The sequence below is a fragment of the Helicobacter sp. 12S02634-8 genome, from assembly GCF_002272865.1.
Classification (GTDB): domain Bacteria; phylum Campylobacterota; class Campylobacteria; order Campylobacterales; family Helicobacteraceae; genus Helicobacter_J.
Genome location: NZ_MLAP01000006.1, coordinates 2,591 through 19,883 on the forward strand (window position 1 = coordinate 2,591; position 17,293 = coordinate 19,883).

Consider the following 17,293-nt stretch of genomic DNA (forward strand, 5'->3'; position numbering starts at 1 on the left):
TTTTTGACATAAAATTATTTCAAAAACCACCAAAAAACCCCCCACCACAAAAAAAAAGAGATTAAGTATTTTTTTTGTTCCGCCTCACCTCTTTTTGAACTTGTTTTAAAAAAAAATTTTTTTCCACAAGAAAAAAAAAACCGGGGGGTGGGGATCAAAAAAGCAAGGGGTTATTGAGAATAAAAGTTGTGGGGGGGGGGGGGTGGGGGGGGGGGGGGGGGGGATGGAATATTGCTTAAAAGCTCAGTTTTGGGTTCTTTTAAAGGGGTGTTTTCTGATTTGAGAGTTTCTAATCTCAGATTTTCTAGGATACTAAAAAAGGCTTGCTTGGTCGCGCTATAGAGATTAGCGGGCTTATATGTGGGTGCGTTGGCGTATTGGGTAAAGGTGAGCGTGTTGATAAAAAACTTAGGAGGGGACACGCGCATTGCTTCTAGGATTTGAGTGCCTAATGTGATATTTGCTTCCATCATTGCAGTGATTTCTTTGGGCTTGGGATTGGGGTAGTAGCAAGTGGCTAGGTGGATAATGCCATCAAAGTGTTCTTTTTCAAACAAGGCTATCAAGCTCTCTATTTCTCCATCATAGACAAAGATTTTGCAAGAGTTTTTGGGGATTTTGTGCTCTGAACTAGGGCGCACAATAGCTGTGATTTGATATTTTTGGTGCCATTTGGCTATGAAGTTTGAGCCGACAAACCCACTCGCACCTGTGAGTAAAAGCTTCATAATTCTCCTTTGTGGGGTGTATGTGGGTAGGGATTATATACCATAATATTTTTTATCTCACCCCTTTTCATTGGCGCCCTCCAAAAGTCTGCTTGATACCTACTTCAAGAGAGATTTTAGGTTGCCAATGCGGGAGTTTTAGAAATAAAGAGCTTTGCAAACTAGAGATAGGGTCTAAAATCTCATTTTCTCGCTCAGCCAATGCACCCCATGCAATACATAGCTTTGCACTCAAAGCCTTTTCAAAAATACTAGCAAGTTCTTTAAGGCTATAACGAGGGAAATTCTCTAATGTATAAATTACAGAGCTATCAAAATCTCTTTGAGCTAAGATATTTTCTATCAACACATCAAAACCATCAACCACATCATCAATATGACTGATATCAATCTTTTGTCTGCCTGAACTCATCTTGAGCTCAGTTTGATCTAAAAGATTTTTTGCCCAGAGATTAAAAACCTTAGGTCTAGGATCTAAGCAACCATAGGTGTTATAGATTAAAAGATTTGCGAAGTGGGTAGAGGGGGATTGGGCATAAAAGGCGATAATGTCTAAAAAGGCCTGTTTGTGGGCTGCATAGAGATTTAGAGGATAGTAGCTTGGATTCATGGGGTGGGCGAACTGAAAGGAAGTGAGCGTGTTGATAAAAAACTTAGGAGGGGACACACGCATTGCTTCTAGGATTTGAGTGCCAAAAAGCAGATTCGAAGCAAAGAAATCATTGAGTTCTTTTGGGGTGTGCGTGCTTTTATAGAGGGTGGCTAGGTGGATAATGCCATCAAAATGTTCCTTTTCAAACAAGGCTATCAAGCTCTCTATTTCTTCATCATAGACAAAGATATTGCAAGAGTTTTTGATATCTTGGGTCTGGCTATTGGGGCGCACAATAGCTGTGATTTGATATTTTTGGTGCCATTTGGCTATGAAGTTTGAGCCCACAAACCCACTTGCCCCCGTGAGCAAAAGCTTCATATACGCACTCCTTGGAAAGTTGGGGAGATATAAGGGGCGTTTTTGTCTTTGGGCGAGATATCCCCGATGGCCTCTTGCCAAGAGATGGCTATGGTGGGGTCTAGGGGATTGAGCGTGCTGTCTGCTTCTGGAGTGAAGGGGGTTGTGAGGAGATAGAGTATTTCACAATCATCGCTCAAGGCCTGAAAGCCGTGTGCAAAGCCCTCGGGGATATACAAAGAGAGTCCATTGGTTTCATTGAGCTCGATGGCAAAATATTTTAAAAATGTGGGTGAGTCTTGTCTGATGTCGATGGCTACATCTAAAATCTGCCCACGGATACAGCGCACGATTTTGGTTTCACTAAAAGGCGGGGTCTGATAGTGTAGCCCACGGATAGAGCCTTTTTTGGTTGTTTTGGAGTGGTTGATTTGTGCGATAGGTTTGCATAGATTGATTTCTTTGAAATCTTGTGCGCAAAAATATCGTTCGAAATAACCTCTCTGATCTGTTATGGGCTTGGGTTTTATGGTATAGACTCCATCTAAAAAAGTAGGATTGAATTCAAAGCGACTCATCAAGCAGCCCTCCGAGCAGCTAGCAAGGAGGGGCTTGTATTTATTTTGTCACTCGCCCCCCCCCCCCCTTGATAAATGCCCCAATCATATCAGCGATATAGGTGATGGTGCTTTGGTCTAGCCCTGGATACACCCCGACCCAAAATCCATCGCGCATGACTTTGTTGGTGCGGGCTAAGTCCCCGATGACACGATAATGCTTGCCCTCTTGGAGATGGGCAAAGGCTGGCTGGAGGAGCATATTGCCCCCAAAGAGATTGCGCGTTTGGATATTTTTGCTCTCTAGGTATTCTACGATTTGGTTGCGATTAAAGCCTGTGTTTTCGCGCAAAATCAGTAAAAATCCAAACCAGCTAGGCATAGCTTGGGCGTGGTGGTTGGGGAGATAAAAAATATCTTTGAAATCTTGGAGGAGGGATTTTAATAGGACGTGGTTTTCTTGTCTTTTTTGTATAAAAGCAGGGAGTTTGTCGAGCTGGGCTACGCCGATACTTGCTTGCAAATCTGTGGCTTTGAGATTGTAGCCAAAGTGCGAATAGACATATTTATGGTCATAGCCAAAGGGCAGCTTTTCAAAGCGATGGGAGAATCTTTTTTTGCAAGTATTGTCCCTCCCTCCCTCACACCAGCAGTCCCGACCCCAATCACGGATAGAGAGGGCGATTTTTTTGAGTAAGGGATCGCGCATATAGACAGCGCCCCCCTCGCCCATTGTGATGTGATGGGCAGGGTAGAAGCTTGAAGTGCCGATATCGCCAAAAGTTCCTGTGTATTTGCCCGCATAAGTCGCACCCAAGGCATCGCAGTTGTCTTCTATGAGCCATAGTTTGTGCTGGGTGCAAAATTCTTTGATGGTATGGAGATCAAAGGGATTGCCTAGAGTGTGTGCGATAAAAATTGCCTTGGTTTTAGGGCTAAGGGCTGCGCTGAGTGCTTGGGTATCGATATTAGCAGTTTCAAGCTCGATATCGACAAATACAGGGATTGCACCTAGCTGGATAATGGGCGCGATGGTAGTCGGGAAGCCCGCAGCTAGCGTGATGACTTCATCGCCTGCCTTGATAGCTCTTTCTTTGAGCAAAGGAGAAGTGAGGGTCGCTAGGGCTAGGAGATTAGCACTCGAGCCAGAATTGACTAACAAGGCATAGGGGACTTTGAGGAAAGAGGCAAGTTTGGTTTCAAAGGTTTGTGCGTATTTGCCTGCTGTGAGCCAAAAATCTAAGGCTGCATCGACTAGGTTTTGCATTTCATGCGCGTCAAAGACTCGCCCTGCGTAGTTGATACGTTTTTGGGGGGTGATTTTTTGCGTGGGTTGATGGGCTAGGTGGTAGTAATGCGCGACATCTTGGAGTATTTTTTTCTTTAAATTTTCTGCGTCCATAAAAATCCTTTCTAATCTAGCATTATAGCCAAAAATCACTCTTTTGGAGTGATAGGCATATATCGGAGGTTGTAGATCTTTTTGTGTGGTGGGATTGTGTTTGTGAATATATCCCACGCTGTAGCAATGATAAAGACTTCAGCCCATGCATAGAGTGCGTTTAAATCTTCAAAATAATCAATATCCAATGCGTAGGTGCTTTGGAAAGCTTGTGTGGCCATGGGGTCAAAAGCCCCGATATGCAAAAAGCCCCTTTGGAGAAGCCCTTGGATTAACGTGGCAGATTTTGTATCGCGGATATCATCGCTATTGGGCTTAAAGCTCAGACCTAAGACTCCTATTTTAGTATCTTTGGGGACTTCTTTTTGGAATCGATTGAGATGGAAGTCTAGGATTTGGTCGTTGATAGCAAGGATATTTGGGAGGATTTTGGCTTGATAGCCTTTGTCTTGGGATTTTTTGAGTAAGGCCAGTGTGTCTTTAGGCAGGCAATACCCCCCAAAGCCCATACCCGGATAGAGATAGCTTGTGATATGTGCGGGTGTGCCACTGAAGCGCTTGTCGGTATGGAGAGTCTTGAAGGCTTGGATAATGTCAATCCCTCCGATACTTTGGGCGATCATACTCATTTCATTGGCATAACTGATAAGCATAGAGAGTGTGGTGTTTGAGAGATATTTGATGAATTCAGCTGTGTTGAGATTTGTGTGGATAATCTCTGCACCAAAGGGCGCATAAAGCTCTTGTAAGGCGGGGATTATTTGGGCATTTTGTGAGCCGATTACAATCCGATCGGGGTGCATGAAGTCTTCATAAGCAGAGCCCTCGCGCAAAAATTCTGGGTTATTGGCTAAAATCAAGTCTTGATTGTTTTGAAGCCCTAAGCTTTGCAAAAAGGGGATAAAAACTTCTGTAGAGCTTGAGGGGGGGATTGTGGATTTGATGACTAAGATAGGTTTTGGTGCGCAGATGTTTTTGTTGTGTGCAAAATCTCTCAGGGCTTGGAGGATAAAATCAAGATTTGCTTCTCCATCTTTCCCCATGGGCGTGCCGATACAATAAAATATCACACGAGCATTTTGGAGTGCTTGGGTGGTGTTATGCGTGATAGTGAGAGTTTTGCCTAATACTTCTTGGAGGGCAGTATCTAAATGGGCTTCGTGGAAGGGGATTTTGCCCTTTTGGAGCATTGCGCATTTGTGCGTGTCGATTTCACAACCTCTGACTTGAAAACCTTGTTTGGCAAAGCCAATCGCTGTGGTGAGTCCTACAAATCCTAGTCCAAAAACAGCTACTTGCATTGTGCCTCCTTATTTTGTGCGATAAGAAATTTCAAAAATCTCTCCACGCCCTCATGAACAAGGATTTTTGGTGAGAAATTTAGGAGCTTTTTGGCTTTGTTGATATTAGGCATGCGGCGATTGGGGTTGTCTGTGAGATATTCTTTGTCGTTTGAAGTGCCAAAGATGATGGGTTTGTCATAGCCAAGGAGTTTTTTGCCTGTATTTTGATAGATGTAGGCGAGCTCTTTGATACTGATTTCAGGCGTGTCTGTGCCGATGTTGAAGTATTCAAACTTCCCATAAGCAAGCGTCTTGAGATAGCCACTGATCGCATCAGCGACATAGCAAAAAGTCCGTGTGGGACTGCCATCACTCAAGATTTTGATTTCTTTGTCAGACAAGATAGCTTGGGCAAAATCAGCAGGGACTCTTTTATCCCCTAGGTGCATACCTGGGCCATAGTTATTGAAGGGGCGCACAATGGTGATGGGCATTGTGTATTTTTGCGCAAATAAATAGCACATGGTTTCACCAAAGCGTTTGGATTCATCATAGCAAGCCCGTGGGCCAATGCTAGCGACATTACCCCGATAGCTTTCATCTGTGGGGATTTGACTCGCAACAGGATCGCCATAGATTTCAGAGCTAGAGAAAAACAAAAAGCCCCGAATATTTTGATGAGAATAATATTCTAGCAAAGCTCGCAAGCCCCAAATATTGGCATCGAGCGTTTCTATGGGGTATTGGCGATAGAAAGTCGGAGAGGCAATCGAGGCCATATGGATAATGAGATTGGCTTCTTTGGCAGATTTTAGGCTATCTATGGAGTCTTTGATGATGTCAAATTTATGGATTTCTAGCAAGTACGCGTGCTTAGCTTGGAGTGCGTGGATCCATTTGGGCTCAAAGAGCATGAAATTATCCAAGCCGATGATTTTAGAGATTTTGAGCTCTTGATGGAAATGGGTGAAAAAATGCATGAAATAAAAGCCCAAAAATCCCCCACAGCCAGTGATTAAAATCGTGGAGTGTGCAAAAATATCTTTTTGTGCGTTCGTGAGGGAGTCAAAAATGGCATTGAGATCTTCTTGAAATATGTGATTAAGCTGCATGAGAAACCTTTGGGTGGAGATGGGATTGGGGTGTTAAAGGGGCTATGGCGTGGGCTATGGAGCGTGCATAGGCATAGGCGTGGGCGTGGCTATGGGCTATGGAGCTTGGATAAAAAGGGCGAGATGATGGGCTTTGAGAGGGGGAGATTAGGGGGTTGTGCTTGTCCCTAAAGTTGTGTCTGTCTCTAAGATTGTGTCTGTCTGTGGGGTTGTATCTATCTCTAGAGCTATGTTTGGCCCCCCCCCCTAAGGCTTTTGTGTAATCTTTGAGATTTTGATGAGTATCGATGGTTTGGTCTGTATAGAAACTTTGATACCACGAGATGGTTTGCGCGATACTCTCTTTGCAGGTATAGAGAGGTTGCCATTTGAGGAGATGGTAGGCTTTGGCCGCATCGAGCATTAAGAGATTAGCCTCGTGGGGGAGGTGGGTGTTGGGGTGTATCTGATAGGTGATTTGATCCCATTGTGCTTGGGCGAGCCTTAGCATTGTGCTGACAGGCAGATTGTCTGTGAGGGAGGGGGCGAAATTAAAGCTTGTTGCAAACTCTTTGTCTGCGTTTAAAAGCCTTGCTCCTAACATCAAATAGCCCCGCAAAGGGTCAAGGACATACTGCCAAGGCCGCCTAGCGTGTGGGTATCGCACACAAGCAGGCTCTCCTTTGATGGCTGATCGTATCAGATCGGGTATCAATCGGTGTGCACTCCAATCCCCCCCTCCAATGACATTGCCTGAGCGCGCTGTGGCGATGAGGGTTTGATGGGTGGTGTTGAAATCTTTGGGCGCAAAAAAGCTCATTTGCATGGAGTGGGTGATGATTTCTGCGCAAGCTTTAGAGCTGCTATAAGGGTCATAGCCACCGAGTGGGTCGCTCTCTCTGTAGCCATATACCCATTCTTTGTTTTCATAGACTTTATCGGTGGTGATGACAACGAGGGCTTTAGGGTCTTTGGAGTCTTTGAGTGTTTCTAATCTGAGGGCTTCTAGGAGATTGAAAGTCCCCATGGCGTTGATTTCAAAAGTTTCTTTGGGATTTTGGTAGCTTGAGATGACTAGAGGTTGGGCAGCGAGATGGAAGATGATATCGGGATTGAAATCATGCAATGCAGTATGGAGTGCTTTGCTATCTCTGATATCACCAAAAATAGTTTCTAAGGCTCTTTGCCCGCCTAAAAGCTCAAAATGGCTGGGCTGGGTGAGGGGAGGGAGGGAGTAGCCGAGTGTCTTTGCGCCTAGGGTATTGAGCCAGAGCTGTAGCCAAGAGCCTTTAAAGCCTGTGTTGCCTGTGATAAAAACTCTTTTGTTGTTATAAATGCTTAGATCCATACTATTCCCTAATCAAAATATTTGATATTATAGAATTTACCCACTAAATTTTCTTTTAAACTTATCGGTGTGGTGGAGATGTGATGGAGTGCTAGGAAGTCTTCTAGCCCCTCTTTTGCTCCCTCAATGCCTGAATCAACAAACACAGCCTTGCAAAAGAGCTTGATGAGATAGCTTTTGTAAGTGGGAGGTATCCAGTCATGTGCGCAGATATTGAGGTAATAGATGATAAAAGTCCCGATAATGGTCTTTTTAGAAAAAGAAGCGTTGATATCATAGCGGTATTTATGGGAGATATAATCAATCAGATAGACATCAGAGTGCAAGGCACAGCGCATGTGGAAAAGCCAATCATCTGAGGGGTAGAAATCTTGATTATAGCCTCCCTCTTTGATACAGAGCTCTTTGTTGTGTAAAAGGCAAGAGGGGTAGATGGAATTATTGATAAGGATTTCAGCAGCGTCTTTTTTGGCGATATGTTTTGGGGGGATACCAAAAAGTAAGAATTTTAAGATTTTTTTGAGAACTCTTTTGAAAGAGGGTATGAAGCCTTGAGGTGTGGGGGCTACATGCTTGTATTTATGCTCAGCGCCATTGGTGTAGAATTTGAGTGGTTTGCCAGAGATGAGGCTAGTGTTTGGGGATACTTGCGTGAGGTAGTGGGTCATTTGGGCGATATAATTATCCATCAAAATATCATCATCGTGGAGTATGCATACCCATTGTCCTTTGGCTAGACTCAAGCAGCGATTCCAGTTACCAAAAAGCCCTAAATTTTCTTGATTTCTATAATATGTAAGCTTGCCTGTATAGTTTTGCAAGATAGCACCAGCTTGGCTTGGGGCGTGAAAATCATCAGTATTTTCAACAACAATAATCTCTATGCCCCCCCCCCCCAACATTATTAGCCCCTTGATTGACTCCTTTTTGATTGAGGGCAGATTCTAGGGCTTCTATGAGCGTGTCTGTGCGTTTATAGGTCGGTATGGCTATGGTGATTAGGGGGGATTGGCAGTTGTGCTGCTCGAAGATAGGCACTGATTGGATATGCGCTGTTTTGCTGAAATTATCTTCAGAGATTAAAAAGCGCTTGGCTTCAAAGGCAGATGAGTAAAATGGCTCATATTCAGGATAATGCAGAGTCATTGAGTTCCTTTATTTGGCATAGATTTGGCATAGCTAATTTCACAAGGGGGTATTATATAAGATTTGAGCTTAAGGGGTGCAAGCGATTTTGTATTCTTGGAGTTTTTGGCGCAGATAATCGGGCTTGAGATAGAGATTGCTCCGACTCCAGATATTTTCGCCTATTTTGTCGTGGATATCACAGATGATAGGGAGGTATTGGATATTTTCAAACATACTGGGGATAAAAAGCTGCAGTTCAGACATCTCATAAGCCCTTAAAGCAATCATTTTAGCATTTGGGTGTGTCATGAAGCAGCTATTGATTGCGCTAGTGCCATCGATACTGATAGTGATCGCAGCGCCCATCATGATATTGATTTTTTCTCCCAAGCTAAAATCTTCCATATACACACGCACAAAGCCGTATTCTTTGTGTAAAATCTCATAAATCTCTTCTTCATTGGCTAAATATCTATAGGCAGATTTTTTTCTGCTGATATAAATGCGAGAGCCTAGGTGCGGGAAATCTTTTTGATAAAAATGCTTTTGGAGCTTGTGGATAGCAGGCAAGACATAGTGGGGATTGCATCTAGGGGAGGTGGTAGCATAGATATTGTTGGCAGCAGCGACTTGATAGCCCAGATAGATGATTTTGTCTTGAGGGATATTGAGCATTGTGAAAATATCTTGGATATACCAGCGGTGGTATTTCGCATACGCTCTGTATCTGGGGGGTGCGATGATATAAAAATCTTCTATCCCCTCTTTTTGCATGTATTCTAAAAGAATCAAAAGCCTAGGGAGGGCTTCAAACAAAAAGTGATACATATTCGAAAACCACGGGCAAAAGCAGAGGATTTTAGGGATTTTGGGGTCTTTGAGCTTGGGGGAGGGGAGGGAAAAATACAAGCGCTTGCAGTAGTTTTTTAGATCAAAAAGATTGTGGAGGCGCCAAGGGGCAAGGTTTTTGATATAGTCGTATCGGATTTTGGTGTAAGTGTTATCAGGGGCGTAGCAATCGAGTGTTTCAAAGATAGTCTGACCCTCTTTGAGTAAGCCACCTTCATCGATGATTTCTACACCATCAAAATGCAAGATTTTCACATCACTCAAAGGGATTTTTAGCCCATCATCTGCACTATTATTTTCTGTGTTGTCTGTAGGGGTTGTTTGTCTTAGATGGTTTGTTCTCTGCCCCCCCCCCCTTAGATTTTCTTTATCGATACGCAAGCCGTATTTAGCAGTATTTGCGATACTGCCAGATTTGTTGGGGTCGGTGAGTGAGCGGTATTCTAGGGAGTCTTTGGTGATGAGGTCGCTGATTTTGAGTTGCAAATGAGCCATTTTGTGCCTTTGGGTGAGCTTAGAAGTGGAATTATATAGTATAAAACAAGAATCTTTTTGCTAGAATTTCCAAAAATAATGCATAAAGGCAAAGTAAAAGGGGTATGATGAAAGTTTTGATCTTAGCAGGTGGGTATGGCACGCGATTGTCTGAAGAAACAGATTTGAAGCCAAAGCCAATGGTAGAAATCGGGGGCAAGCCGATCTTATGGCATATTATGAAAATTTATAGCCACTATGGATTCAATGACTTTATCGTGCTTACAGGCTATAAATCCCATATTATCAAAGAATATTTTATCAATTACTATACGCGTTATAGCGATATTACAATCGATATGAACGATAATTCGATGCAAATCCATAAAATGCGTCATGAGCCTTGGAGGGTCACAATGCTCTATACAGGGCAAGATGCGATGACAGGGAGTCGGATACTCCAAGCAAAGCCTTATGTAGAAAATGAAACATTTATGCTGACTTATGGTGATGGGGTGAGTGATGTGAATATCCCTGAATTGATTGCCTTTCATAAGTCGCACTCTAAGGCTCTCACGATGACTTCAGTGTTGCCAGAGGGCAAGTTTGGTGCGCTCGATATTGATGAAAATACACAGCGTATCAAGAGCTTTACAGAAAAGCCAAAGGGCGATAAAAGTATCCATAATGCAGGCTGGATCAATGGCGGGTTTTTTGTCTGTGAGCCTAGGGTGTTTGATTATATTCCCAATACACAAGGGGCAGTTTTTGAACAAGAGCCACTGCGTAATCTCGCTAAAGATGGGGAACTTTATAGCTATAAACATTATGGCTTTTGGAAATGTATGGATACATTGCGTGATAAGATGGAGCTGACTAAGATGTGGCAAAATGCGCAAGCACCTTGGGGGCTATGGCTTTAGCTTTTGCGTATTTTTTTATACCTCTCACTCAAGGCTAGGCTATCTGTGATGATGACTTTAGTGGGGATTTTATAGCTTTGTAATTTATCTTTACAAAATTTCCGAACTAGCCTTTTAATCCCTAAGGTATCTTTGGGATCTAAAATCTCAGGGTCTAGCACGACTTTTAAGGCAACACTTTGTCCTGTGATGGGATTGCTCTCTCCATAAGCTAGGCAATCCCTAATCCCCTCAAGTCCAAATACCACTTCTTCTATCTCAGTGGGTAAGACCTTTTCTCCTCCGACATTGATGATTTCTTTGGCGCGTCCGATGATTTTGATGTATTCTTCGCCATTTTCTTCTAACACCTCCACCAAATCGCCTGTGGCAAAATAGCCCTCCATAAACTGCGCCTCTTCGCCCAGATAGCCCAGAGTCTGTGTCTTGGACTTGAGCCATAGCTCGTTGTTGATGATTTTATATTCTGTGTGCGTGGGGTCAAGTCGTATGAAGCTTGGGTCAGAGCGCGCGTTTTTGGTCTTGATGGCATTGGTTTCGCTTGTTCCAAAGCTTTGCTTGAAACGCACAGAGGGGAAGGCATTTTTTAGGTCTTGCAATAAGCTAGGGGGCATGATTTCAGAGCCATAGATGATGAGTTGGAGCGAGCTCAAATCATACATTTTATGCATACCAGAGAGCAAGAGCAGGCGCAAAAAAGTCGGTGAGGCAGGGAGGACTTGCACTTTTTGCTTAGCAATGAGCGCACAAAGGGCTTGAGGTGTTCTGTCTATTGGGATAGAGAGTGTCCCGCCGATGGAGAGCTGGCTAAGTAAGACATCAATCCCAGCGATATGGTCCCATAAAAATACCCCTGCAGTGTTTAGGGGGTTTGGAGATTTTTGCGCATAAAACTCAAGCATAGTATCAAGATGGTGCAAGATACCTTTTGGTTTCCCTGTGCTGCCGCTAGAAAATAAGATCAGTCCGCTTGCATTTTGCGCTTGGAGTTTGGCTTCGAGGGGGGTTTGTGTCTGTGCTTGTATGTTTTGGATATTGCCCTCTTGTATCAAGAAATCTGCCCATAGATGGGGGATAGCGCTATGGGGATAGTTAGGGCGTAGGGGCGTGATGATACAGCGCTTGATACACAGAGCAAAAAAGGTCGCTATGACCTCAAAGCTATACTCTCCCATCAAGGCCACTCGACTTTGGAGGGGGATTTTGAGAGAAAGGAGAGTTTGGGCTATTTGCTCGCACAAATCAGAAAAGCTATATTTTTTGTCTTTGATGATGAGCGCTGTGCTATTTTGATAGGTTTGTAATTTTTGTAAAAATTGATTGACTCCCTCCATCAAGCACCACGCAGCAATAAATGAGTTGGCAGCCATAAGTAGGGCTGGGGTGGGGTTGGGTAGGTTGTTTTGGGGGTTGTTAGATATGGCTGTTGTTTGTGGTATCTATATTTGTGTTGTTTGTGTTTGTGTTGTCTATATTTGTTCTCTGCCCCCCCCCCCATTTCGTTGCTCTCTTCTGGATTTTTTATACCTCTCACTCAAGGCTAGGCTATCTGTGATGATGACTTTAGTGGGGATTTTATAGCTTTGTAATTTATCTTTACAAAATTTCCGAACTAGCCTTTTAATCCCTAAGGTATCTTTGGGATCTAAAATCTCAGGGTCTAGCACGACTTTTAAGGCAACACTTTGTCCTGTGATGGGATTGCTCTCTCCATAAGCTAGGCAATCCCTAATCCCCTCAAGTCCAAATACCACTTCTTCTATCTCAGTGGGTAAGACCTTTTCTCCTCCGACATTGATGATTTCTTTGGCGCGTCCGATGATTTTGATGTATTCTTCGCCATTTTCTTCTAACACCTCCACCAAATCGCCTGTGGCAAAATAGCCCTCTGTATCACAAATACTTTGTGGGGCGTTCAGATAGCCGAGGGCTTGCGTGGGGGATTTGATATAGAGTTGTTTGTCTTTGATTGTGTATGTCAGACCCTCGAGTTTGAAGGCATTTTGAAAGCTTTTTGTTTGCATAATACCCACTTCAGTTGTCCCAAAGGTCTGATGGAAACGCACTTTGGGAAATGTCTTTTTGAGCCGATGGAGCAGGGGCGTGGGCATTTGTTCTGTGCCATAAGTGATGATTTTCAAAGAGCTTAAATCATAATGTTGCCACACCTCGCCTAAGAGCATTAGATTGAGTAAAGAGGGGCTAGCAGGCAGTAGGGCGATTTGATGGTCTGCAATAGCTTTTGCTAGTAAATCGGGGTTTTTTCTATCGCGCACACTCACGCCACACGCACCCATTGTGAGGGCATTGAAAAGCGTGTTGAGCCCTCCGATATGGTCAAGCATTAAAAAAAGCAGAAGTTTTATCGGCTTATATCTTTTATCCATATAGCTCTCTAAGAGCGTATCTAAGGGGTGTAGGATTGCTTTGGGCGCTCCTGTGCTGCCGCTAGAGAAGAGCACCAATCCACTCTTTTGCTGCACTCTTAAATCTTGCAATAAGGCATGCGCGAGAGGTGGGGTGTCAAGGGAGGTTAGGGCATGGTTTTGGTAGAGATGGGTCGCCCCTGCAATCGTGTATTTGATGGGGTCAGGGGTGTATAGGGGCGTTAGAATCAGTCTTTTTTCTATCGCTGCTAATAACATAGCAATTGAGTTGATGTCATAATCTCCCACTATAGCCAGAGAATAGCCCATAGGGATAGGTGCTAGAAGCTCTAGCTGGGCGTGTATCTTTTCTATGAGTTGGCAATAAGTATAGGGAGTGTCTTGATAAATGAGGGCTAATGTGTCTTTGGGGTGGGTGGTGATTTTTTGCAAAAAGGGGTGTGTGAATTCAGGCATTGACCCCTCCTAAAAACAAGGTCTGCCCCGTGATGAAATCGCTTTTTTCATCGATAAAAAATTCAATCGTATGGAGCACATCTGTGAAATTACCTAGTCGTTTGATGGCTTGCTGGGCAAGCAGAGCGTCTATTTTGTCTTTGGGGACATTTTTAATCAAATCTGTAGGCACAGGCGTGGGAGCAATGGCGTTGATTGTGATACCAAAGGGGGCGAGCTCTTTAGCGCCGATTTGTGTGAGGTTGATGATGGCTGCTTTTGAGGCTGCATAGATGGCTTCACCCTCTAGTCTTAGGGCTGTAGCGATTGTGGCGAAATTGACAATGCGAAAATGTGAATCTAGGTGTTGTCTTTTGTTTTTGAGATGGGTAGCACTCATGATTTTGGCACACTCTCGGATAAATAAAAAACTCCCAAAAACATTGGTAGAAAAGATATTTTTCACGCTCACAAGTGGAGTTAAGAGCAGATGGTTCATCGAGGCAATTCCTGCGTTATTGAGTAAGACATCAATTTTGCCGAATTCTTTTTTGATACTTTTAACCATCTCCACTACAGCACCCTCATCGCTGACATCTAGCTCAAAGTGCCTATAATCGCGATGGGAGATACTGCTAGCCCCTCTAGCACAGCCACAAACAATATGCCCTTTTTGCAGATAATACGCAGCTAAGTCCTTGCCAATGCCTTTTCTGCTACCTGTGATGACAAAAACCTTTTTCATTGTTGGGGGCCTTGGGTGTTGAGTAGCTCTAAAATATATGCACTCAAGCTCTCTACATCTCTAAAAGGTGAGTTTCTCTGACTCATAGCCCTTGTATCAGCGAGCGTGACATTGACCCCTAGCTCACTCTGGAGGCTCTCTTCAAGATCAGCAATCAAGCTCACCAAAGCCAAAGAATCTAACTCGCCCCCCCCCCCATAGATTTTAGTGCTAGTATTGGGGTGCTTGAGGGCGTCATTTTCTAGCTCATCGCTCAAGTTTTGCAAAGACTGGCAGATGAGATGTTGGATTTTGTTTTTCATGATATTTCCTTTGTGTTGATGTGGGTGAAGGTGTGGTTAAAGATATGGCTACTTTGATAGCCGTATCGAGTATGCATATTTTTGACGCGCAGATTGTTGCGTATATCGACCCATAGATAAATATGCTGTATGCCTTTGTGTTTGAGCTCTGCATAATAAGACTCCATCAGGGCAATCAAGCAAAAAGGATCAGCTTTGAGATTTAAAAGATAATTAAAATGGCTTGTTTTGCCATCGATTTGATAGATACAATAAGCAATGATTTCTCCATTTGTATCCCTTTGGATAAGGACTTGCTGATTGGTGATGTAATGAGTGAGCTCTGAGGGGCTAGGGAGATGGTCAAACCTTGCATCGAAGTTTGATTTTAAACTTTGGCACAGATAGTCTAGGTCTGTGAGTTGTGCGTGCTGTGGGGTGTAGGGGTGGTTTTTGAGTTTGAGTTTGAGATTTTTGGTGCTGATGGTGAGCTTTTCATACAGACTATGGGGAGCAAAATACGCGCACAAGACCTCTTGGAGTTCTTTTGCTAAAGCCCCTCTTTGGATAATCTCTAAGCAGATATTTTCTCTATCTAGCTTGTCTAATGCGGCTTTGAGGTCGCATAAATGGGGCGTGAGGAAATAGAGCTTGCTGAAATTTTCAAAATCTTTAAGAAAAACATAGCCATCAGAGAGTTCTATCCCATAGATTTTGTCATCGCACTCTTTATGGGTGCTTTTGTTTGCCCCAAAAGGTGCGATGTAGTTGGTATAAAATCCTTGCTTTGCAGCTTGGGCTTTGCTTTGATAGGCATTGATAGTATGGATATCTAAGGGTTTCATACACACAACCTCTGGGGATCCACAAGATAGGCATTGTTTGCAGTGCTTGGATAGGGGGAGTGGGTCGGGAAAATATTTTGGGGGTTAGGGAAAAGATGTGAAAGGCTGGTTGGGAAATGTATCGGTGGGAATTTTAGGGAGTTTGTTCTGCGCCCCCCCCCCCTTAGGGCTAGCAGCATATAAATCCCCTCTTTAAGCAGCAAAAATGTGTTCGGAGCAAGGGGCGTGATGGGCTTGTCTATGGAATAATTGGTGATGGAATAATGGCGTGCGTTGAGCGAAATTTGCGGTCTGGGTAAAACTCCTATAGCGTCCATACTTCTCAAAAAGGCACTGATTTGATCCCGATTCCAATTGATGTCTAAAATACCTTGATTGGGTAGGTCGCTAGATTTGTTGGGTGGGAGAGAGGAGGGGGGCATTGCTTGGGGCTTGAGATTGTTATGGAGCAAGTCGTTTTTGATTTGCAAAAATGCTTCAATCCCTAAAGCCATCAGCGCTTTGATGAGCTCTAAGCAAGTGTATTTTGGGCTAAGCGGGAGCTGCTTTTGTATCAAGATTGCGCCGCTATCAAGTTGCGTGCTGACTAAATGCCAAGTGATACCGGTGTACGTGTCTTGGTTATAAATACTCCACATGGGGGCATTGACGCCTTTGTATAAGGGCAGTAGGGCGTTATGGAAATTGATGATGGTGAGATTGGGCTTTGAGATGATAGGGGCAGGGAAAATATAATGGTTGTTAGCGCTGATGATAAGGGTCTTTGAATTGTTGGAATTGTTAGAATCAATAGAATCTAAAAATGTCGTAACAGATAAGCTCTCTTGAAAGCTTTTATAAGGCAGGCCTTGGGCTTGGCAGAAGGTCTTGAGTATGCAAAAACTATGGGGTTTATAAGAGAGTATGCATAGCTTGGGGGCGTATTCTAGGAGGTTTTTTAATACATTGAGGGCGATCGTGCCTTGCCCGATGAGAATAATAGTCTGATAGGGCATTAGGCGACTTTGATAGGGAAAATAGGGGTGTAATCAGGGTTGTTTATGCCCCCCCCCCCACTGACTTGAGAGCTTTTGATATAAATGTAGTTTTTCAAGCCATCAGCTGAAAAATTTTCCTTGTGATACATATTGAGTGCCTTTGTGTTGGTGGTATCGCACCATAGATGGAGGAATTTTACCTCAAGAGTATTTAATTTCTGATAAAACATCTTCCAAAGTCTCAGCAGACTTTGCTTATTGGCGTGATTGGCGATGAAATTTAGATAAGCGCTCTTGCCTGTATGCGTGAATAAGAGATAGCTTTCAATCATACTAGAAGAGCGCACAGAGAGGATATGGCCGGCTTGATAGTGGCTTTGGAGTGTTTGGATACTAGGGAGGTGGTCTGTGATGGGGGAGAAGTCTTTTAAAAGGAGCTTTCGGAGGGTTTTTGGGCTGATGGTTGCAAACATAGGGGGGCTCTTTTCTAGTGTTGGGGTCGGTTGGAGGGTTTTGCGTAAGTGCAGATAGAGGGCGTGGGGCTTGAGGGAGTGTAATGTGATGGTGGGTTGTTTTTGGAGGATTTCTATGCAGAGGGGTTTGGTGTGTGTGAGCTCTGTGATGAGGGATTCGAGCTCGCAGAGGTTATGGGTGCAAAAATACACGCGCACAAGCTGCCTTTCTTCTTTGAGTAATAAAAGGCTAGAGGGTGTGGATTTAGCAAGGTAAGCACTGGGGGTGTAGGAGTAGAGATTGGTATAAAAAGGCTTTTGGCTTTTGAGGAGCTGGATTTGGGGGAGGAACTGTGTGAGATAGATGGGCTTGGCGTGGTGCATGGACTCTCTTTGTGAGGGATTTGGGGTATTTTAGCAAAATTCAAGTGCGTTG

Annotated in this window: 18 protein-coding genes; 1 reads left to right on the top strand and 17 read right to left on the bottom strand. The window is 43.7% G+C overall.

Going from position 1 to position 17,293, the window contains the following annotated elements:
- Positions 1 to 170 precede the first annotated feature (170 nt).
- The 10 genes from BKH46_RS04745 to BKH46_RS04790 form a co-directional block, all read right to left on the bottom strand.
- Positions 171 to 728 (bottom strand): NAD-dependent epimerase/dehydratase family protein, encoded by a 558-nt coding sequence (locus BKH46_RS04745; protein WP_095225696.1) that lies wholly within the window; start codon positions 726 to 728, stop codon positions 171 to 173.
- A 67-nt stretch (positions 729 to 795) separates the two neighbouring features.
- Positions 796 to 1,701 (bottom strand): NAD(P)-dependent oxidoreductase, encoded by a 906-nt coding sequence (locus tag BKH46_RS04750; RefSeq protein ID WP_095225697.1) that lies wholly within the window; start codon positions 1,699 to 1,701, stop codon positions 796 to 798.
- Positions 1,698 to 2,258 carry a dTDP-4-dehydrorhamnose 3,5-epimerase gene (rfbC, locus tag BKH46_RS04755; protein ID WP_095225698.1) on the bottom strand — a complete coding sequence of 187 codons (561 nt, stop codon included), beginning with the start codon at positions 2,256 to 2,258 and terminating at the stop codon, positions 1,698 to 1,700. The genes BKH46_RS04750 and rfbC overlap by 4 nt, the downstream gene beginning before the upstream one ends.
- 40 nt (positions 2,259 to 2,298) lie before the next feature.
- Complete coding sequence (gene rfbH / locus BKH46_RS04760; RefSeq protein WP_095225699.1) at positions 2,299 to 3,639, bottom strand: lipopolysaccharide biosynthesis protein RfbH; 1,341 nt, start codon at positions 3,637 to 3,639, stop codon at positions 2,299 to 2,301.
- 35 nt (positions 3,640 to 3,674) lie between these two features.
- A complete protein-coding gene (locus BKH46_RS04765) occupies positions 3,675 to 4,940 on the bottom strand; it encodes a nucleotide sugar dehydrogenase (protein ID WP_095225700.1) in 1,266 nt (421 codons plus the stop codon).
- Positions 4,931 to 6,034, bottom strand: a complete 1,104-nt coding sequence (locus tag BKH46_RS04770) for an NAD-dependent epimerase/dehydratase family protein (RefSeq protein ID WP_095225701.1) — start codon at positions 6,032 to 6,034, stop codon at positions 4,931 to 4,933. The genes BKH46_RS04765 and BKH46_RS04770 overlap by 10 nt, the downstream gene beginning before the upstream one ends.
- Complete coding sequence (rfbG, locus tag BKH46_RS04775; RefSeq protein ID WP_095225702.1) at positions 6,024 to 7,361, bottom strand: CDP-glucose 4,6-dehydratase; 1,338 nt, start codon at positions 7,359 to 7,361, stop codon at positions 6,024 to 6,026. Before rfbG ends, BKH46_RS04770 begins: the two co-directional genes overlap by 11 nt.
- A gap of 8 nt (positions 7,362 to 7,369) precedes the next feature.
- Positions 7,370 to 8,263, bottom strand: coding sequence for a glycosyltransferase (locus tag BKH46_RS04780; protein WP_095225703.1), 894 nt, complete (start codon positions 8,261 to 8,263; stop codon positions 7,370 to 7,372).
- Complete coding sequence (locus BKH46_RS04785; protein WP_095225704.1) at positions 8,226 to 8,507, bottom strand: glycosyltransferase; 282 nt, start codon at positions 8,505 to 8,507, stop codon at positions 8,226 to 8,228. Before BKH46_RS04785 ends, BKH46_RS04780 begins: the two co-directional genes overlap by 38 nt.
- Positions 8,508 to 8,576: 69 nt before the next feature.
- The gene (locus BKH46_RS04790; protein WP_095225705.1) at positions 8,577 to 9,833 is read right to left on the bottom strand and encodes a glycosyltransferase family 61 protein; all 1,257 of its coding nucleotides are present in this window, start codon (positions 9,831 to 9,833) and stop codon (positions 8,577 to 8,579) included.
- A 107-nt stretch (positions 9,834 to 9,940) separates the two neighbouring features.
- Between BKH46_RS04790 and rfbF the strand changes: the two genes are divergently transcribed.
- Positions 9,941 to 10,735: a glucose-1-phosphate cytidylyltransferase gene (gene rfbF / locus BKH46_RS04795; protein ID WP_095225706.1), complete on the top strand. Its 795-nt coding sequence runs from the start codon at positions 9,941 to 9,943 to the stop codon at positions 10,733 to 10,735.
- Here rfbF and BKH46_RS04800 read toward each other — a convergent pair.
- The 7 genes from BKH46_RS04800 to BKH46_RS04830 form a co-directional block, all read right to left on the bottom strand.
- Positions 10,732 to 12,105: a class I adenylate-forming enzyme family protein gene (locus BKH46_RS04800; protein ID WP_253248303.1), complete on the bottom strand. Its 1,374-nt coding sequence runs from the start codon at positions 12,103 to 12,105 to the stop codon at positions 10,732 to 10,734. The two genes, rfbF and BKH46_RS04800, sit on opposite strands and share 4 nt — an antisense overlap.
- Before the next feature lie 99 nt (positions 12,106 to 12,204).
- Entirely contained in the window at positions 12,205 to 13,578 is a 1,374-nt protein-coding gene (locus BKH46_RS04805) for a fatty acid--CoA ligase family protein (RefSeq protein ID WP_095225708.1), read from the bottom strand.
- Positions 13,571 to 14,302 (bottom strand): SDR family oxidoreductase, encoded by a 732-nt coding sequence (locus BKH46_RS04810; RefSeq protein ID WP_095225709.1) that lies wholly within the window; start codon positions 14,300 to 14,302, stop codon positions 13,571 to 13,573. Before BKH46_RS04810 ends, BKH46_RS04805 begins: the two co-directional genes overlap by 8 nt.
- Positions 14,299 to 14,604 (bottom strand): acyl carrier protein, encoded by a 306-nt coding sequence (locus BKH46_RS04815; protein WP_095225710.1) that lies wholly within the window; start codon positions 14,602 to 14,604, stop codon positions 14,299 to 14,301. The genes BKH46_RS04810 and BKH46_RS04815 overlap by 4 nt, the downstream gene beginning before the upstream one ends.
- On the bottom strand, positions 14,601 to 15,428 hold the full coding sequence (locus BKH46_RS04820; protein WP_095225711.1) for a GNAT family N-acetyltransferase: 828 nt from the start codon (positions 15,426 to 15,428) through the stop codon (positions 14,601 to 14,603). The genes BKH46_RS04815 and BKH46_RS04820 overlap by 4 nt, the downstream gene beginning before the upstream one ends.
- A complete protein-coding gene (locus BKH46_RS04825) occupies positions 15,425 to 16,423 on the bottom strand; it encodes a formyltransferase family protein (protein WP_095225712.1) in 999 nt (332 codons plus the stop codon). The genes BKH46_RS04820 and BKH46_RS04825 overlap by 4 nt, the downstream gene beginning before the upstream one ends.
- A complete protein-coding gene (locus BKH46_RS04830; RefSeq protein WP_095225713.1) occupies positions 16,423 to 17,241 on the bottom strand; it encodes a hypothetical protein in 819 nt (272 codons plus the stop codon). Before BKH46_RS04830 ends, BKH46_RS04825 begins: the two co-directional genes overlap by 1 nt.
- Between the last annotated feature and the right edge of the window lie 52 nt (positions 17,242 to 17,293).

What these genes read in the sequence shown, in the direction of transcription:
- BKH46_RS04745 (WP_095225696.1), bottom strand. Translation starts at nt 728, where the DNA reads ATGAAGCTTTTACTCACAGGTGCGAGTGGGTTTGTCGGCTCAAACTTC.
- BKH46_RS04750 (WP_095225697.1), bottom strand. Translation starts at nt 1,701, where the DNA reads ATGAAGCTTTTGCTCACGGGGGCAAGTGGGTTTGTGGGCTCAAACTTC.
- rfbC (WP_095225698.1), bottom strand. Translation starts at nt 2,258, where the DNA reads ATGAGTCGCTTTGAATTCAATCCTACTTTTTTAGATGGAGTCTATACC.
- rfbH (WP_095225699.1), bottom strand. Translation starts at nt 3,639, where the DNA reads ATGGACGCAGAAAATTTAAAGAAAAAAATACTCCAAGATGTCGCGCAT.
- BKH46_RS04765 (WP_095225700.1), bottom strand. Translation starts at nt 4,940, where the DNA reads ATGCAAGTAGCTGTTTTTGGACTAGGATTTGTAGGACTCACCACAGCG.
- BKH46_RS04770 (WP_095225701.1), bottom strand. Translation starts at nt 6,034, where the DNA reads ATGCAGCTTAATCACATATTTCAAGAAGATCTCAATGCCATTTTTGAC.
- rfbG (WP_095225702.1), bottom strand. Translation starts at nt 7,361, where the DNA reads ATGGATCTAAGCATTTATAACAACAAAAGAGTTTTTATCACAGGCAAC.
- BKH46_RS04780 (WP_095225703.1), bottom strand. Translation starts at nt 8,263, where the DNA reads ATGTTGGGGGGGGGGGGCATAGAGATTATTGTTGTTGAAAATACTGAT.
- BKH46_RS04785 (WP_095225704.1), bottom strand. Translation starts at nt 8,507, where the DNA reads ATGACTCTGCATTATCCTGAATATGAGCCATTTTACTCATCTGCCTTT.
- BKH46_RS04790 (WP_095225705.1), bottom strand. Translation starts at nt 9,833, where the DNA reads ATGGCTCATTTGCAACTCAAAATCAGCGACCTCATCACCAAAGACTCC.
- rfbF (WP_095225706.1), top strand. Translation starts at nt 9,941, where the DNA reads ATGAAAGTTTTGATCTTAGCAGGTGGGTATGGCACGCGATTGTCTGAA.
- BKH46_RS04800 (WP_253248303.1), bottom strand. Translation starts at nt 12,105, where the DNA reads ATGGCTGCCAACTCATTTATTGCTGCGTGGTGCTTGATGGAGGGAGTC.
- BKH46_RS04805 (WP_095225708.1), bottom strand. Translation starts at nt 13,578, where the DNA reads ATGCCTGAATTCACACACCCCTTTTTGCAAAAAATCACCACCCACCCC.
- BKH46_RS04810 (WP_095225709.1), bottom strand. Translation starts at nt 14,302, where the DNA reads ATGAAAAAGGTTTTTGTCATCACAGGTAGCAGAAAAGGCATTGGCAAG.
- BKH46_RS04815 (WP_095225710.1), bottom strand. Translation starts at nt 14,604, where the DNA reads ATGAAAAACAAAATCCAACATCTCATCTGCCAGTCTTTGCAAAACTTG.
- BKH46_RS04820 (WP_095225711.1), bottom strand. Translation starts at nt 15,428, where the DNA reads ATGAAACCCTTAGATATCCATACTATCAATGCCTATCAAAGCAAAGCC.
- BKH46_RS04825 (WP_095225712.1), bottom strand. Translation starts at nt 16,423, where the DNA reads ATGCCCTATCAGACTATTATTCTCATCGGGCAAGGCACGATCGCCCTC.
- BKH46_RS04830 (WP_095225713.1), bottom strand. Translation starts at nt 17,241, where the DNA reads ATGCACCACGCCAAGCCCATCTATCTCACACAGTTCCTCCCCCAAATC.